18 protein-coding genes, 11 tRNA genes and 1 rRNA gene are annotated in these 14,727 nt (G+C 38.5%); 28 read left to right on the top strand and 2 right to left on the bottom strand.

Annotated elements, in window-relative coordinates; translation table 11 throughout:
- Positions 1 to 63: 63 nt before the first annotated feature.
- Positions 64 to 1,035, top strand: coding sequence for a UV DNA damage repair endonuclease UvsE (uvsE, locus tag AC0C45_RS28265; RefSeq protein WP_034654859.1), 972 nt, complete (start codon positions 64 to 66; stop codon positions 1,033 to 1,035).
- 8 nt (positions 1,036 to 1,043) lie between these two features.
- Here the strand turns inward: uvsE and AC0C45_RS28260 are convergent, their stop codons facing one another.
- Positions 1,044 to 1,646, bottom strand: coding sequence for a rhomboid family intramembrane serine protease (locus AC0C45_RS28260; RefSeq protein ID WP_013081417.1), 603 nt, complete (start codon positions 1,644 to 1,646; stop codon positions 1,044 to 1,046).
- A gap of 63 nt (positions 1,647 to 1,709) precedes the next feature.
- Between AC0C45_RS28260 and acpS the strand changes: the two genes are divergently transcribed.
- The 14 genes from acpS to AC0C45_RS28190 all read left to right on the top strand — a co-directional run bounded on the left by acpS (position 1,710) and on the right by AC0C45_RS28190 (position 12,615).
- A complete protein-coding gene (gene acpS, locus AC0C45_RS28255; RefSeq protein ID WP_047932842.1) occupies positions 1,710 to 2,075 on the top strand; it encodes a holo-ACP synthase in 366 nt (121 codons plus the stop codon).
- 58 nt (positions 2,076 to 2,133) lie between these two features.
- Positions 2,134 to 3,192 carry a LolA family protein gene (locus tag AC0C45_RS28250; protein ID WP_016762756.1) on the top strand — a complete coding sequence of 353 codons (1,059 nt, stop codon included), beginning with the start codon at positions 2,134 to 2,136 and terminating at the stop codon, positions 3,190 to 3,192.
- A 62-nt stretch (positions 3,193 to 3,254) separates the two neighbouring features.
- On the top strand, positions 3,255 to 4,496 hold the full coding sequence (gene alr, locus AC0C45_RS28245; protein ID WP_404932076.1) for an alanine racemase: 1,242 nt from the start codon (positions 3,255 to 3,257) through the stop codon (positions 4,494 to 4,496).
- A 200-nt stretch (positions 4,497 to 4,696) separates the two neighbouring features.
- Positions 4,697 to 4,978 (top strand): CopG family ribbon-helix-helix protein, encoded by a 282-nt coding sequence (locus AC0C45_RS28240; protein WP_013055003.1) that lies wholly within the window; start codon positions 4,697 to 4,699, stop codon positions 4,976 to 4,978.
- A gap of 4 nt (positions 4,979 to 4,982) precedes the next feature.
- Positions 4,983 to 5,333: a type II toxin-antitoxin system endoribonuclease NdoA gene (gene ndoA / locus AC0C45_RS28235; RefSeq protein WP_013055004.1), complete on the top strand. Its 351-nt coding sequence runs from the start codon at positions 4,983 to 4,985 to the stop codon at positions 5,331 to 5,333.
- A gap of 159 nt (positions 5,334 to 5,492) precedes the next feature.
- Positions 5,493 to 6,329, top strand: a complete 837-nt coding sequence (locus AC0C45_RS28230; protein WP_013055005.1) for an RsbT co-antagonist protein RsbRA — start codon at positions 5,493 to 5,495, stop codon at positions 6,327 to 6,329.
- Between the two features lie 2 nt (positions 6,330 to 6,331).
- Positions 6,332 to 6,688 carry an STAS domain-containing protein gene (locus AC0C45_RS28225; RefSeq protein WP_013055006.1) on the top strand — a complete coding sequence of 119 codons (357 nt, stop codon included), beginning with the start codon at positions 6,332 to 6,334 and terminating at the stop codon, positions 6,686 to 6,688.
- 3 nt (positions 6,689 to 6,691) lie between these two features.
- Positions 6,692 to 7,093 (top strand): anti-sigma regulatory factor, encoded by a 402-nt coding sequence (locus tag AC0C45_RS28220; RefSeq protein ID WP_013055007.1) that lies wholly within the window; start codon positions 6,692 to 6,694, stop codon positions 7,091 to 7,093.
- A 13-nt stretch (positions 7,094 to 7,106) separates the two neighbouring features.
- Complete coding sequence (locus tag AC0C45_RS28215) at positions 7,107 to 8,117, top strand: PP2C family protein-serine/threonine phosphatase (RefSeq protein ID WP_013055008.1); 1,011 nt, start codon at positions 7,107 to 7,109, stop codon at positions 8,115 to 8,117.
- Positions 8,118 to 8,176: 59 nt separating this feature from the next.
- A complete protein-coding gene (locus AC0C45_RS28210; RefSeq protein WP_013055009.1) occupies positions 8,177 to 8,509 on the top strand; it encodes an anti-sigma factor antagonist in 333 nt (110 codons plus the stop codon).
- The gene (gene rsbW / locus AC0C45_RS28205) at positions 8,506 to 8,991 is read left to right on the top strand and encodes an anti-sigma B factor RsbW (RefSeq protein ID WP_016762758.1); all 486 of its coding nucleotides are present in this window, start codon (positions 8,506 to 8,508) and stop codon (positions 8,989 to 8,991) included. The genes AC0C45_RS28210 and rsbW overlap by 4 nt, the downstream gene beginning before the upstream one ends.
- Positions 8,957 to 9,751, top strand: a complete 795-nt coding sequence (gene sigB, locus AC0C45_RS28200; RefSeq protein WP_013055011.1) for an RNA polymerase sigma factor SigB — start codon at positions 8,957 to 8,959, stop codon at positions 9,749 to 9,751. Before rsbW ends, sigB begins: the two co-directional genes overlap by 35 nt.
- Entirely contained in the window at positions 9,751 to 10,356 is a 606-nt protein-coding gene (locus AC0C45_RS28195) for a PP2C family serine/threonine-protein phosphatase (protein WP_013081423.1), read from the top strand. The genes sigB and AC0C45_RS28195 overlap by 1 nt, the downstream gene beginning before the upstream one ends.
- A gap of 84 nt (positions 10,357 to 10,440) precedes the next feature.
- The gene (locus AC0C45_RS28190; protein ID WP_280168783.1) at positions 10,441 to 12,615 is read left to right on the top strand and encodes a Tex family protein; all 2,175 of its coding nucleotides are present in this window, start codon (positions 10,441 to 10,443) and stop codon (positions 12,613 to 12,615) included.
- Positions 12,616 to 12,672: 57 nt separating this feature from the next.
- Here the strand turns inward: AC0C45_RS28190 and cmpA are convergent, their stop codons facing one another.
- Complete coding sequence (gene cmpA, locus AC0C45_RS28185; RefSeq protein ID WP_013055014.1) at positions 12,673 to 12,789, bottom strand: cortex morphogenetic protein CmpA; 117 nt, start codon at positions 12,787 to 12,789, stop codon at positions 12,673 to 12,675.
- A 109-nt stretch (positions 12,790 to 12,898) separates the two neighbouring features.
- On the opposite strand from cmpA, the gene AC0C45_RS28180 reads away from it, so the two are divergent.
- The 13 genes from AC0C45_RS28180 to AC0C45_RS28120 form a co-directional block, all read left to right on the top strand.
- A complete protein-coding gene (locus AC0C45_RS28180; protein ID WP_472929196.1) occupies positions 12,899 to 13,348 on the top strand; it encodes a SprT family protein in 450 nt (149 codons plus the stop codon).
- 134 nt (positions 13,349 to 13,482) lie between these two features.
- Positions 13,483 to 13,557 (top strand) — tRNA-Asn (locus AC0C45_RS28175).
- Between the two features lie 3 nt (positions 13,558 to 13,560).
- A tRNA-Ser gene (locus tag AC0C45_RS28170) sits at positions 13,561 to 13,651 on the top strand.
- 9 nt (positions 13,652 to 13,660) lie between these two features.
- Positions 13,661 to 13,735: transfer RNA gene (locus AC0C45_RS28165), tRNA-Glu, on the top strand.
- A gap of 24 nt (positions 13,736 to 13,759) precedes the next feature.
- A tRNA-Val gene (locus AC0C45_RS28160) sits at positions 13,760 to 13,835 on the top strand.
- Between the two features lie 28 nt (positions 13,836 to 13,863).
- Positions 13,864 to 13,939: transfer RNA gene (locus AC0C45_RS28155), tRNA-Asp, on the top strand.
- 11 nt (positions 13,940 to 13,950) lie between these two features.
- Positions 13,951 to 14,025: transfer RNA gene (locus tag AC0C45_RS28150), tRNA-Gln, on the top strand.
- 4 nt (positions 14,026 to 14,029) lie between these two features.
- Positions 14,030 to 14,102 (top strand) — tRNA-Lys (locus tag AC0C45_RS28145).
- Positions 14,103 to 14,114: 12 nt separating this feature from the next.
- Positions 14,115 to 14,197, top strand: a tRNA-Leu gene (locus tag AC0C45_RS28140).
- A 22-nt stretch (positions 14,198 to 14,219) separates the two neighbouring features.
- Positions 14,220 to 14,305: transfer RNA gene (locus tag AC0C45_RS28135), tRNA-Leu, on the top strand.
- Positions 14,306 to 14,395: 90 nt separating this feature from the next.
- A tRNA-Arg gene (locus tag AC0C45_RS28130) sits at positions 14,396 to 14,472 on the top strand.
- 4 nt (positions 14,473 to 14,476) lie between these two features.
- Positions 14,477 to 14,550 (top strand) — tRNA-Gly (locus AC0C45_RS28125).
- Between the two features lie 82 nt (positions 14,551 to 14,632).
- Positions 14,633 to 14,727 (top strand): 16S ribosomal RNA (locus AC0C45_RS28120); the annotation flags it as partial.

Here is a 14,727-nt window from a genome sequence, read left to right as displayed (position 1 = left end):
TTATGTGTTAATTGCTATTTTATTGGTGCACACTATGAGTAAAATAAAATGGGGTGTTCACTGATGTCGACCATTGTTCGGTTAGGTTATGTGGCGATGAGCGTTCATTTGGAAAATAGTTCTCCTTCTCAAACAATGACTTTTGCACAATTTCAGCGTGTGAAAGACCATGAAGCGGCCATTCGCAAGCTCGAACGTATTGCAATATCCAACTTAGAAAACTGCTTACGTTTATTAAAACATAATGCGTGGAGTGAAATTGAGTTTTTTCGATTCAGTTCTAAGTTAATTCCATTAGCTAACCATGAGGCGCTAAAAGAATGGAACTACATAGCTCCTTTAAAGGATGCTCTTCAGCGTATCTCTGTATTTTTGAAAGAACATCCAATGCGAGTAGATTTTCACCCGGATCATTTTGTTGTTTTAAACTCAACGGATAAAGAGGTTTTTAAGCATTCTATTCAAACTCTTCGCATGCATCAAAAGTTGCTGAAAGGAATGGATATTCCGCTTCAAAATCGCTGTGTTTTACATGTCGGAGGGGCTTATAATGATAAAGAAAAAGCATTGGAGCAGTTTATTCATAATTGGGGGCTTGTACCTCAATCCCTTCAGCAAATGATTATGTTAGAAAACGACGATACAACCTTTCATATAAAGGACGTCTTGTATTTATGTGAAAAACTAAATGTCCCAATCATTTTTGATCTTCATCATCATCAGGCAAACAACGATGAAACTCCATGGCAAGAGCATTGGGACCGTATCACTAGAACGTGGGAACAGGAAACGCTTCCTCTAAAAATGCATATATCTAGTCCTAAAAGTGATAAAGAATTTAGAGCCCATGCAGATTATATCGATGTTCATGGGTTTTACAGCTTTTTAAAAGAAGTAAATGGAACGATACCGCAAATTGATTGCATGATTGAAGCTAAGAAAAAAGATGAAGCGCTCTTTCAGTTAGTAAGAGACTTGAAGTCTTATGAAGATGTGGAATTTATTAACTCATCCACTTTTTATATTAAATCTTAAAGCAGGCCTCATATCTGTGGCTTGTTTTTCTGTTTGAACGCGAGAAAAGCGAGAAGAAATCCAGCAATACCTCCAACGAAATGAGCTGTGTTGTTGGTTCTTGGCGTTAGCAGACCTGAAAGTAATCCAATAATTAAGAAGACGACAATGATTTGCTGGTTACTTTGAGAAAGCATATGCTTTTGTTTTATTACAAGGTAGAGGTAAAACCCGAGCAGCCCGAAAATGGCACCGGATGCACCCACATGGCTGTAGAAAGAAGATTGGGTTAGAAATGTAACGATATTTCCAAGAAATCCACACGTAAGGTAGAATAGAAGAAACTTATAAGAAGAAAGAATACGCTCAGCACCTGGCCCTAACAAGAACAATGAAAATGAGTTAAAAAGAAGGTGTGAAAAGCTTAGATGCAAAAAGATAGGTGTGAAAAGTCGCCAGTAGTCTCCTTGAGAAATTAAGCTATTCACACCAATAAGCTGATGTATAAAAGATTCTGCAAGGTTTGAGGGAAGAGCGGCAAGTAACCATAGCGCAATGTGGATGCAGATAAGCGTGAAGGTAACAGGGTAAAAACGTTTAAATTCAGCTGCATTTTCTGTGCGTACGAACATATTTGTCACTCCTTTTATAAAGGCATTTTTATATACTATTCTGTAAGAGAGGATTAAATGAAAATGATTATAGGAACTGGAATTGATATTACAGAGTTAGAGCGGATTGAAAAAATGGTGCAGCGTCAAAGCGCTTTTGTTACTCGGATTTTAACAAAAAATGAAAAAGAACGCTATGAAAAGCTATCAAGCCGACGTAAGGTCGAATTTTTAGCAGGAAGATTTGCTGTGAAGGAAGCATATTCGAAAGCTCTTGGAACAGGAATAGGAAAAGATTTCAGCTTCCAAGATATCGAAATCATGAATGATGAAAGAGGAAAGCCCCACATTGTTACAAAACAACCACTGGACGCGTCCGTACACGTATCTATTTCCCACAGTGCGCACTATGCAATTGCTCAAGTAATTATTGAACGCTTGTCAAGCTAGTCTGCATATTCACTATTTCTTGTTCATATATTCATAGTGTGGATAGGGGAGACAAGATATGTTCTTGCTTCTCCGTTTAGCTGTGAATATACGAAATAAAGGAGTTGGGGAAATGCATAAAAAATGGATTGGCTTATTTGTTTGCGCCTTTTTTCTCTTAGCCTTATCAGCATGCGGTGAAAAAAGTCAGCAGGATGTAACAGATGCATTGGATGCCAAGGTACAAGAAATGGCGGGTTATAAATCAGATGCTAAGATGACATTAAATACAGGGAAAGATGCTCAAGTATATGATGTAGAGATTTGGCATAGTAAGCCTATGTATTATCGAGTGAATTTGAAAAATACAAAGAAAGATCAAAGCCAAATGATTTTGCGTAATGATGAAGGGGTTTTTGTTTTAACGCCTGCCTTAAATAAAAGCTTTCGTTTTCAAAGTGACTGGCCGCAAAATAGCAGTCAAGCTTATTTGTATGAATCCCTTGTCCAAGATATTGTGAAGGATGAAAAGGCAAGCTTTAAATCAACGGATAAGCATTATATTTTTGAAACAAAAACCAACTATCAAAATAGCACGATGCTTCCTAAACAAGAAATTACGCTGAACAAAAGTGACTTAGCGCCTGTTTCGGTTAAAATTATGGATACGGATAATAAAGTGTTAATAAAAGTTGATTTCTCTAAGGTCAAATTCGATTCTAAGTTTGATAAAGGGGCTTTTGATACAAAAAGAAATATGACAAGTGCAAAGATTGACGTTCCGACATTAGCTCAGCAGAAATCATTTAGCGTCCTTTATCCTAAGGATGTTCCAAAAGGTACAAAGCTGTCCAAGGAAAAGAAAATTGAGACAGAAAATGGCGAAAGAGTCGTTTTAATGTACAAAGGAGAAAAGCCGTTTACGCTTGTACAAGAAAAAGCGCAAGTAGCAAAAACAACGACATCTACAGTTACTGCCGGAGAGCCATTTGATTTAGGTTTTACTGTGGGAGCTTTAACGGATAAAAGTCTATCTTGGACATATAATGGAGTAGACTTTATGCTGGCTTCTGATCAGCTAACACCAGATGAATTGAGTACAGTTGCTAGATCTGTGCAAAGTCAGATGGGAAAATAAGAGAAGCTTACAAGCCTGCATATATGTAGGCTTGTTCTTGCTTAATTTGAATAAAGATCGAGATGAAGTTTGGCTATAGATGTATTATACTAACAGAGGAAAGTACGTTTAGAATGGTTCTGAAAAAAGGAAGTGTCGTAGTAATGGATGCATTTTATAGAGAAACATGGGCAGAAATTGATGTAGAAGCCATTTTTCAAAATGTGAATCATGTAAGAGAACTAATACCGGGGCATAAAACGTTAATGGCCGTAGTGAAGGCGAATGCGTACGGGCATGGAGATAAAGAAGTAGCAGAGATTGCGCTTCAAGCTGGTGCTGATATGCTAGCTGTAGCTTTTTTGGATGAAGCTATTGCTCTTCGGAAAAAAGGAATAAAGGAATCCATTTTAGTATTAGGCGCCGTGCCTACCCTACACATTCAAACTGCATTGGAGTGGGATGTAACGGTCACTGCTTATAGCAAAGCTTGGATTGAAGAAGCGGCGTCCATTCTAGGTGAAAACAGTCAGCTGCATATGCATTTAAAAATAGATACAGGCATGGGTCGCTTGGGAGTTAGAACAAAAGAAGAATTACACGAAACGATGAAGATCATCGCTTCTCATTCGGGATTCGTGCTGGATGGAGTGTTTACACACTTTGCAACAGCAGACGAGCTAAACTCGTCTTATTTTGAAGAACAATACACATTCTTTGAAGAAATGGTTCGAATTGTGAAAGAATATAATTTTACACCTCCGATGATTCACTGTGCAAATAGCGCAGCCTTGCTTCGTCGTCCGAAAGATATCTTTAATGGCGTACGCTTAGGTATCGCTATGTATGGTTTGAGTCCTTCTGAGGAATTAAAAGAAGTCTTGCCAATTCCGTTAAAACAAGCTTTTTCGCTGCACAGCCGTATTGTGCATGTTAAAAAAGTCAAAAAAGGGAGTCATATCAGTTACGGAGCTACTTATGAAGCTAAAGAAGATGAATGGATTGCTACTATTCCAGTAGGATACGCAGACGGCTGGATTCGTAAATTAAGCAATTTTGAAGTATTAGTAGATGGAGTTAAAGTGCCAATTGTTGGTAGAATCTGCATGGATCAATTGATGATTAAATTACCTAAAATGTATAAAATGGGTACAAAGGTAACATTTATTGGAAAACAAAAAGGTGCTGAAATTACAATTGATGAAGTAGCGAAGCATCTTGAAACAATTAATTATGAGATCCCTTGCATGGTTGCAGCAAGGGTTCCGAGGGTTTATACAAGAGATTCGCAGCATATTGATGTTAATAATTATATCTTGCGCTGAATATACATCTTCCTGAGTCAACATAAAAAGTCTGCGAACAAAAGACAATAAAATAATAACTTCCATGCATAAAAGAGGGTATCAATTGACGATAATAGTGTAGAAATTGACAGAATTAACTTTCCATTAAAGCTAATCAATGTTATGATAAGGAAAGATGAGACTATTGGTGTGTGTATTGATGTTGGAGGTGTATGTTTGTGTCTGAAGCGAGCGCAACTACAGAAATCCTAGTAAGATTACCGAAAAATTTAGTATCGGAGCTCGATCTTATGGTTAAACAAGAAAATGGCAACCGAAGTGATTTTATTCACCAAGCAACAAAATTGTACCTTCGTGAGCGAAAAAAACGCCATATTCGCGAATCAATGAGACGTGGATATATGGAGATGGCAAAGATAAACTTAAATATTGCTTCCGAGGCTTTTCTAGCAGAGTATGAAGCTGATCATACTGTGGATCGTTTAGTAAGCGGGGGGTAATGACTTGGTAGTCAAACGTGGCGACGTTTATTTTGCTGACCTATCTCCTGTTGTTGGCTCAGAACAAGGAGGCGTTCGCCCTGTACTTGTCATTCAAAATGATATAGGCAATCGTTTTAGCCCAACTGTTATTGTAGCTGCGATCACTGCTCAAATTCAAAAGGCAAAGTTACCTACGCATGTTGAAATTGATGCAAAGCGCTATGGATTTGAGCGAGATTCAGTTATTTTACTAGAACAAATTCGTACTATTGATAAACAGAGGCTAACAGACAAGATTACCCATTTAGATGATGAAATGATGGACAGAGTGGATGAAGCCTTGCAAATCAGTGTAGGACTTATCGACTTTTAGAATTATACTTCCATTTATGCTAAGTTGCTCCTTTATGAGCAACTTTTTTAATTTGACTAGGAATAATCAGTAAACGTATATTGTAATAAGAAACGTTTTAAAAATGATAATATATATAGATAGATATAAATGAGTGTATTGACTCACAAGGAGGACCTCATGAATCAAGATTTATTCAATTATATACAAAATCATAAATCAGAAATTTTTGATCGATGGCTAGTGTTAATGAATGATGTGGAAACAGAGCGGATTAAAAACATTGTATCTGAGCAAGTGTACGTAAATGTAAGCTCTGATTTTGTAAATTTACTTTTGGCAAAAGCATTCCGTGATCAGGAAAATTTTGCAGAGGAACTAGAGGAAGTAGTAGGACGAGTTGTGAGTTTAGGATGGCCTCTTGCTTATTTGACACAGGGTGTACGTAACTTGGGTCACGTAGTGGTTGAAGGGTATGTAAACAGTGAACATGTAAAGGCTGACCAAACTCATTCTGAATTATTCTATCGGTTTGACAAGTGGTTAAGCCCTATTTATAACAAAATAGTAGAACAATACTCCAACTCGTGGGAAAATACAGTTATGTTACAAAAAGTGGCACTTCAAGAATTGTCTGCTCCATTAATACCGGTATTTGATAAAATTACCGTAATGCCGCTTGTAGGCACAATTGACACTGATCGCGCAAAGAAAATTATGGAAAACTTACTGCAAGGTGTCGTAAAGCACCGATCAGAGGTCGTATTAATAGATATTACCGGAGTACCAGTAGTGGATACGATGGTGGCCCATCATATCATTCAAGCTGCTGAAGCCGTACGTTTGGTTGGAGCCAAGTGTTTGTTAGTAGGAATTCGTCCGGAAATTGCTCAGACTATTGTGAACTTAGGTATTAACTTAAATGAAATTATTACGAAAAACTCATTAAAAAAAGGCGTAGAGTTTGCGTTAGAAATGACTGAGCGGAAAATAGTTGATATAGAATCGGAGGAATAAACGTGAGAATACCCATTTTGAAATTGTACGACTATTTATTGGTATCCATTCAATGGGAGCTGGATGATCAAACGGCTATTCAATTCCAAGAAGATTTGCTAAGTAAAATTCATCAAACTGGAGCAAAAGGAGTGGTAATCGATTTAACTTCAATTGATATGATCGATTCATTCATCGCAAAAGTTTTAGGTGACGTGGTTAGCATGTCTAATTTGATGGGGGCTAGAGTAGTATTAACAGGTATCCAGCCTGCAGTAGCTATTACACTTGTTGAGTTAGGGATTGGCCTAAATGATGTTCTTACTGCACTCGATTTAGAAAAAGGTCTTGAGAAACTCCAATCGGAATTGGGGGATTAGTATATGGAATTCCAATCCAGCGTAAAAATCGTAACAGAATGGGACATCGTAGCGGCACGCCAATTAGGTAGAAATGTGTCGAAAGAGCTAGGGTTTGGAACAGTTGACCAAGCTCGTATTACAACCGCCATTTCTGAATTAGCTCGTAATATTTACCTATATGCGGGTAAGGGTCAAATCTATATTGAGAAATTAAATCGTGGAGGAAAAAACGGTCTTCTTGTCGTAGCAACAGATGAAGGGCCAGGTATCCCCGACGTTCGCAAAGTAATGGAAGATGGATACTCAACATCGGGTGGACTAGGAGCTGGGCTTCCTGGGGTAAAACGATTGATGGATGAGTTTGACATCGAAACAAATGTCGGAGAAGGTACTGAGATTAAAGCAGTTAAGTGGCTCCGGTAGGAGGAAATAGATAATGTCTTTTGATAAAGAGATGAGAGATTTATACAAAGATATTTTGGGGAACTATATCCAAACACAAAATGAACAAATTTTGTATCAAGGACAAAAACTAAGTAGAAAATCTTTAGAGAATGAAATATCGCCAGAAGATATTGTGAGCATTCATAAAGAAGTGATTGAAGAAATTTATTCTGATATTCCAGAAAAAGTGCTGCATTCTCTGGACTTTTTACTTGAGGTAATGATTAGCTACGGTCTTGCTCTTCGTGAGCATCAAACATTAAAAAATAAGCAGCGGGAACTTCGTTCTGAAATTGAAGTTGCCGCTAACGTCCAGCAGACGCTGTTGGGGACAAAGGTTCCGGCTAGTTCAACTTTAGAAATTGGTGCGATTAGCGTACCGGCTAAACAGATGAACGGAGATTATTTTCACTTTGTAGAAGAAGAGCACGGTGGGTTAAGTATTGCCATTGCCGATGTGATCGGCAAAGGAATTCCAGCTGCAATGTGTATGTCTATGATCAAATATGCAATGGACAGCTTACCGGACTCAAGAAAAAATCCAAGTTATGTATTAGAGAACTTGAATAATATTGTAGAGCGAAACGTAGATCCAAGTATGTTTATTACGATGTTCTACGGAAGCTATAATCCCGAGACAAACTTATTTGATTATGCATCTGCAGGGCATGAACCAGGTTTTTATTATGATGCCAAAGCTGATTCATTTGAAGATTTGGAAGCAAAAGGACTCGTGCTAGGAGTCGATCGCCATGTGAAATATCTTCAGTACGAGCAGCAGCTTTCAAAAGGCGATATGATTGTTCTGTTAACAGATGGCGTAACAGAATGCAGAACTGAAGAAGGATTTATTGAAAGATTGGACATCATAAAATTAATTCGAAAATACATGCATTTGTCTCCTCAAGAAATTGTAGAATCTGTATATAAAGAGCTGGAAAAATTACAGCATTTTCAATTGAGGGATGACTTTACATTGATTATTTTGAAGAGTTTAGTTTAAGTATTCTAAATAAGGGTACAGAAAAGATAGCACAAAATTAGAGGGGGTCTACTAATACGATGAATTTAAAAATAGATATACAAAAGGACGGTCAAGCATATCGTATTAAGCTGGCTGGAGAGATTGACGCATATACAGCACCTAAGCTAAAAGAAAAGTTCATGGAAATTACTGAACATACCGAACCAGAAATTATAGTCGATTTAACCGATGTATCATACATGGATAGTACAGGACTAGGTGTATTTATTGCATTGTTAAAAGCCAATAAGAAAAATAACGGCTCTTTGAAATTTGTTGGTGTATCAGAGCGCATCAAGCGCTTATTTGATATTACGGGCCTCACAGACATTTTAAACGTGAATTCACAAGTAGAAGGTGGCGTAAAATGAAACAGCCTTATGACTTTGTTGAGATGAAGATTCCTGCTAAGCCAGACTACGTAGCGATTATTCGACTGACGCTGTCTGGTGTAGCGAACCGGATGGGTTTTTCTTATGATGAAATTGAAGATATGAAAATTGCTGTGAGTGAGGCATGTACAAATGCCGTACAGCATGCTTACAAGAATGAAGAAAATGGTGAAGTGAGAGTAGGTTTTGGTTTATTTGATGACCGTTTAGAAATCATGGTGGTCGATAAAGGTGAAAGCTTTAATTTTGAAGAGCTTAAGGAACATATAGGACCTTATGAAACATCAAGAGAAGTTGAATTTCTTCCTGAAGGTGGACTTGGTTTATATTTAATTGAAACACTAATGGACGAAGTGAAAATGGTCAATTCAAAAGGTGTAACGCTAATGATGACTAAGTATGTGCAAAGAGAGCAGGTGGAGAGTGATGAAAACACAGTCTCAACCTATGAAATTAACTAAAGAACAGGTTCAGGAACGAATTGAGCGCTTTCAAAAAACGCAGGATGAAGAAGCACAAAGTGATCTAGTAGTACATTACAAGAACCTTGTTGAATCTATTGCACGTCGCTATTCAAAAGGCAGAAGCTTACATGAAGATATTGTGCAGGTAGGGATGCTAGGACTGTTAGGAGCTATTAGAAGGTATGATGCTTCATTTGGAAGAAGCTTTGAATCGTTTGCTGTTCCTACAATCATTGGAGAGATTAAGCGATTTTTACGCGATAAAACGTGGAGTGTTCACGTACCGCGCCGCATCAAAGAATTAGGTCCTAAAATTAAAGCAGCTGTCGAAGAGCTAACAACCCGTTTACAGCGATCTCCTCAAGTGAAAGAAATTGCTGATCATATCGGAGTGACAGAGGAAGAAATTTTAGAAACGATGGAGATGGGGCAAAGTTATCAAGCGTTGTCTGTTGATCATTCCATTGAAGCAGACTCTGATGGAAGTACTGTTACAATCCTTGATTTAGTAGGTGAACAAGAGTCGGGTTATGAGAAAACTGATCAGCGCTTAGTGTTAGAAAAGATTCTTCATGTATTAAGCGATAGAGAAAAAGAAGTGATTCGCTATACATTTATTGAAAATCTGAGTCAAAAAGATGCCGGTGAGAAGTTAGGGATTTCTCAAATGCATGTATCTCGACTGCAAAGAAGAGCTCTTGATAAGCTAAGGACTGCAGCTCGCTCAGATTCTAACGATTCGGAGTATATGTCGTGATGACAGTAGACCCTAATACAAAGTTGATTCAAACTCATATATACCAAGAGCCAAAGCAAGGGAATGTATGTTGTGGAGATAGTTACTATGTCAAAGAAACGGATGACTATTTTCTATGTGCAGTGGCAGATGGATTAGGAAGCGGTGAACAAGCTAGAGCCGCTTCTGTAGCTGTTACGGATGTAGCGAAAGCTCATCATCATCTAGATGTGGATGAGATCATTTCTAAGTGTAACAAAGCTACTCGACATACAAGAGGCGCGGCAGTAGCTATTTTGAAAATTGATAAAAAACATAACGAATTTCATTATACAAATGTAGGTAATATCCGCTTTTATCTGTATTCTCCGGAGGGGAAATTAACGTACCCTCTGCCAATTCAAGGTTTTTTATCAGGGAAAATTCAAAAGTTCCGCACACAAACCTTCCCATATGACTCCGGTTCTAAATTTTTGATTCATACAGATGGCTTAGAATTAAAAGAGATTAAATCTGTTTTTGCTAACTCGATGAATGTAGATCAATTGTCGACACGGCTACAGGCAGCAATTCGATCTCATAATGACGATATTACGTATATCGCTGGTCATCTTCCAACTGCATAGCCTTTCTTTTTAGCTCACATGTGTTATTGCATGTGAGTTTTGTTACAATAAAGACAAAGTTTCATTTAGCTAGGAGGATAAGCTGTGTCTGTTGCAACGAAATTAGATAATCAAATTGTTCAACGTGTAAGTAAAGAGGTGGAAATTTCACAAAAGCAAGTACAAAACGTAATTGCTTTAGTAGAAGACGGTAATACAGTTCCCTTTATTGCTCGATATAGAAAAGAACAAACTGGTGCTTTGGATGAAGTCCAAATCCGGAATATTTTAGATTCCTGGAATTACTTAATGAATTTAGAAGAGCGTAAAGAGGAAGTTCTTCGATTAATTGAAGAGCAAGGGAAATTAACTGAGGAACTGGCTGCTCAAATTCATCAAGCGAAGAAATTGCAGCAAGTAGAAGATTTATACCGCCCTTTTAAGCAAAAACGACGTACAAAAGCAACTGTAGCAAAAGAAAAAGGTCTTGAACCATTAGCACAGTGGCTACTAAGTTTTCCACGTTCTGACGTGAAGAACGAAGCGAAAACATACATAAATGAAGAAGCGGGAGTTCAATCTTCTGAAGAAGCTATTCAGGGAGCCCTAGACATTGTAGCGGAACAAATTTCTGACGAAGCATCTTACCGTCAATGGATTCGTACGACTACTGTAAAAGATGGCATAATTGTTACTTCAGTCAAAGATCCGGAAAAAGATGAAAAAAATATCTATGAAATGTACTATGAATATACAGAAGCGGTAAAGCGAATCGTTCCTCATCGTATCTTAGCCATGAATAGAGGAGAAAAAGACGGTATTTTAAAAGTGAGTATTGATGCGCCTACAGATCGTACTCTTTCATATTTACATAAACAAGTAATCAAAAAAAGGGATTCTTCAGCTGAAAGTTATATCATCTCAGCTATAGAAGATGCTTATAAACGCTTAATAGAACCATCTATTGAACGCGAAATCCGTAAAGAGCTATCAGAAAAAGCGGAAGAAAGAGCCATTCACATCTTTTCTGAAAACTTACGGAAACTTCTTCTCCAACCTCCATTGAAAGGGAAAGTGGTATTAGGAGTAGATCCAGCTTTTCGAACAGGCTGCAAATTAGCTGTAGTAGATGAAACAGGCAAGGTATTAAAAATTGATGTTATTTATCCACATCCTCCTGTGAGAAAAGCAGCTGAAGCGCAAAATAAATTAAAGAAAATGTTCGCTGAATACCCTATTGAAGTAGTAGCCATTGGAAACGGAACGGCATCTCGCGAAACGGAGCAATTTGTAGCGGATGTTCTTAAAGAGGTTGAAAACCCAGTTTATTATTTGATTGTGAATGAAGCGGGAGCAAGCGTATATTCGGCTTCTGATGTGGCTAGAGAGGAATTTCCTGATTTTCAAGTAGAAGAGCGAAGCGCTGTATCGATTGCCAGAAGGCTGCAAGATCCGCTGGCTGAACTTGTGAAAATCGATCCTAAGTCGGTAGGAGTAGGGCAGTATCAGCATGATGTGTCTCAAAAGCAATTAAATGATTCACTGACTTTTATTGTGGAGACAGTAGTAAATCAGGTAGGAGTAAATGCAAACACGGCTTCTGCATCGCTTCTACAATATGTTGCTGGTCTAAATAAGACAGTTGCTCAAAACATTGTAAAATATCGGGATGAAAACGGAAAATTCTCTAACCGAAAACAGTTGAAGAAAATTCCGCGTCTAGGCGCTAAAACGTATGAGCAGTGTATTGGTTTTTTACGTATTATAGAAGGTGAAGAACCTTTAGACAGAACGGGTATCCATCCTGAAACATATGGAGACGTTAAAAAGCTTTTAAAGAAAGCTGAAGTGAAAGAGACTGAGCTTGGAACGGAGAAAGTAAAAGAAGCATTAAAACATATTTCTTTACCCGAAATATCAGAAGAACTAAGGATAGGGGAGCTTACTTTAAAAGACATTATAGAAGCGCTTGTAAGACCGGAAAGAGATCCTCGTGATGAACTGCCAAAACCTTTGCTCCGTCAGGATATTTTGAAACTAGAGGATCTTGCCAAAGGTATTCAGCTTGAAGGCACGGTGCGAAACGTCGTAGACTTCGGAGCGTTCATCGATATAGGAGTTAAGCAAGACGGTCTAGTTCATATTTCTAAATTAACAAATCGGTACGTTAAGCACCCCCTCGATGTCGTTTCAGTAGGAGATTTGGTGAATGTGTGGGTAGAAGACGTAGATATGAAAAAAGGAAGAGTCGCACTGACGATGATTCCGCCTCATCAATAATAAAATTGCCTTTTCAGAAAATCTGAAAAGGCAATTTTATTTGTAAAAAGAAGTGATTTAAGAAGCGGAGTTATTTTTTTGATAAAAAAACCAACATTGATTGAGCAATTTTATTTGTGCACGGTCTTTTTCAGAATAAGCGCGCCTCATTTGTTTTTGTAGCCACATTGGCATAAGGACAATCACTCCTTTTCATTTATGATAAGGTAAATAGTGAGTATGTAATGAAGTGTATGCCCAAAGAGCTAGTCAGGTGATTTCATACAGTAAAGGAGTATATAAGATGAATGATAAGGATTTACAAATACTTGTAGAAGAAATTTCATTGAAGCTGTTTCACAAACCATTTCGTCATGAAGCCACCTTTAATTCTCGTTTACGTACGACAGGTGGAAGGTATTTATTACGTACATCTAATATAGAAGTAAACTACAAATACTTTGAACAATATGGCACACAAGAAATAGTAGCAATCATTAAACATGAGCTCTGTCACTATCATTTGCATATTGAGGGGAAAGGGTATAAGCATGGAGATCAAGACTTTAAAAGCCTAATGGAAGAAGTAGGCGCCCCCCGGTTTTGTCAGGCATTGAAAAAAGAAAGTGATGGAAAGAAAAAAGAGCACATATATGTATGTATGCAGTGTGAGCAAAAATATGTTCGAAAAAGAAAAGTGAACACGGTTAAATATGTTTGTGGAAAGTGTAAAGGTAAATTAAAAAAAATGTAGAAGATGCTTGACTAAAATAGATTGATTATGATAAATTAATAAAGCCGTCTCAAATAAACGGCAAAGAAATTACAAAAACTTATTGACATTACATATAATGTCGATTACAATGTAAGAAGTCTGATAAATATTATTCCACAGTAGCTCAGTGGTAGAGCTATCGGCTGTTAACCGATCGGTCGTAGGTTCGAGTCCTACCTGTGGAGCCATATGGAGAAGTACTCAAGTGGCTGAAGAGGCGCCCCTGCTAAGGGTGTAGGTCGTGTAAGCGGCGCGAGGGTTCAAATCCCTCCTTCTCCGCCATTTTATAATGGCCCGTTGGTCAAGCGGTTAAGACACCGCCCTTTCACGGCGGTAACACGGGTTCGAATCCCGTACGGGTCACCATTGATTTTTATTTACATATTCTGTGGAGGATTAGCTCAGCTGGGAGAGCACCTGCCTTACAAGCAGGGGGTCGGCGGTTCGATCCCGTCATCCTCCACCATTTGACTGTTTTATACATAATTTTGGATGGTCCCGTGGTGTAGCGGTTAACATGCCTGCCTGTCACGCAGGAGATCGCGGGTTCGATTCCCGTCGGGACCGCCATTTTAAATTATTGGGCTATCGCCAAGCGGTAAGGCAACGGATTTTGATTCCGTCATGCGTTGGTTCGAATCCAGCTAGCCCAGCCATAAAGAGCCATTAGCTCAGTTGGTAGAGCATCTGACTTTTAATCAGAGGGTCGAAGGTTCGAGTCCTTCATGGCTCATTTTCATTTCTTGCGGGTGTGGCGGAATTGGCAGACGCGCTAGACTTAGGATCTAGTGTCTTTACGACGTGGGGGTTCAAGTCCCTTCACCCGCATCTTATTCATTTTATGTGTTTAGCGGTCGTGGCGGAATGGCAGACGCGCTAGGTTGAGGGCCTAGTGGGGGCGACCCCGTGGAGGTTCAAGTCCTCTCGGCCGCACCAAAAAAACTTTTTAAAAAAGTGTTGACATAAGAAAATAGAAATGATATTATAATAAAGTCGCCAAAACAACGGCGGTAAACATCATAAGAAGCGCCCGTAGCTCAATTGGATAGAGCGTTTGACTACGGATCAAAAGGTTAGGGGTTCGACTCCTCTCGGGCGCGCCATATTGCGGGTGTAGTTTAGTGGTAAAACCTCAGCCTTCCAAGCTGATGTCGTGAGTTCGATTCTCATCACCCGCTCCAAATATATTGAACTTTGAAAACTGAACAAAGCGACAAACGTCAACGTTAATTTTTATTTTTTAAATTGAGCAAGTCAAACATTTCTTCGGAGAGTTTGATCCTGGCTCAGGATGAACGCTGGCGGCGTGCCTAATACATGCAAGTCGAGCGAACTGATTAGAAGCTTGCTTCTATGAC

Source organism: Priestia sp. VA7, assembly GCF_055710015.1.
Note: the sequence above shows the minus strand (reverse complement) of the source record. Positions and strands in the feature narration are given on the sequence as shown.

What these genes read in the sequence shown, in the direction of transcription:
- uvsE (WP_034654859.1), top strand. Translation starts at nt 64, where the DNA reads ATGTCGACCATTGTTCGGTTAGGTTATGTGGCGATGAGCGTTCATTTG.
- AC0C45_RS28260 (WP_013081417.1), bottom strand. Translation starts at nt 1,646, where the DNA reads ATGTTCGTACGCACAGAAAATGCAGCTGAATTTAAACGTTTTTACCCT.
- acpS (WP_047932842.1), top strand. Translation starts at nt 1,710, where the DNA reads ATGATTATAGGAACTGGAATTGATATTACAGAGTTAGAGCGGATTGAA.
- AC0C45_RS28250 (WP_016762756.1), top strand. Translation starts at nt 2,134, where the DNA reads ATGTTCTTGCTTCTCCGTTTAGCTGTGAATATACGAAATAAAGGAGTT.
- alr (WP_404932076.1), top strand. Translation starts at nt 3,255, where the DNA reads ATGAAGTTTGGCTATAGATGTATTATACTAACAGAGGAAAGTACGTTT.
- AC0C45_RS28230 (WP_013055005.1), top strand. Translation starts at nt 5,493, where the DNA reads ATGAATCAAGATTTATTCAATTATATACAAAATCATAAATCAGAAATT.
- AC0C45_RS28220 (WP_013055007.1), top strand. Translation starts at nt 6,692, where the DNA reads ATGGAATTCCAATCCAGCGTAAAAATCGTAACAGAATGGGACATCGTA.
- AC0C45_RS28215 (WP_013055008.1), top strand. Translation starts at nt 7,107, where the DNA reads ATGTCTTTTGATAAAGAGATGAGAGATTTATACAAAGATATTTTGGGG.
- AC0C45_RS28210 (WP_013055009.1), top strand. Translation starts at nt 8,177, where the DNA reads ATGAATTTAAAAATAGATATACAAAAGGACGGTCAAGCATATCGTATT.
- rsbW (WP_016762758.1), top strand. Translation starts at nt 8,506, where the DNA reads ATGAAACAGCCTTATGACTTTGTTGAGATGAAGATTCCTGCTAAGCCA.
- sigB (WP_013055011.1), top strand. Translation starts at nt 8,957, where the DNA reads ATGAAAACACAGTCTCAACCTATGAAATTAACTAAAGAACAGGTTCAG.
- AC0C45_RS28195 (WP_013081423.1), top strand. Translation starts at nt 9,751, where the DNA reads ATGACAGTAGACCCTAATACAAAGTTGATTCAAACTCATATATACCAA.
- cmpA (WP_013055014.1), bottom strand. Translation starts at nt 12,789, where the DNA reads ATGCCAATGTGGCTACAAAAACAAATGAGGCGCGCTTATTCTGAAAAA.
- AC0C45_RS28180 (WP_472929196.1), top strand. Translation starts at nt 12,899, where the DNA reads ATGAATGATAAGGATTTACAAATACTTGTAGAAGAAATTTCATTGAAG.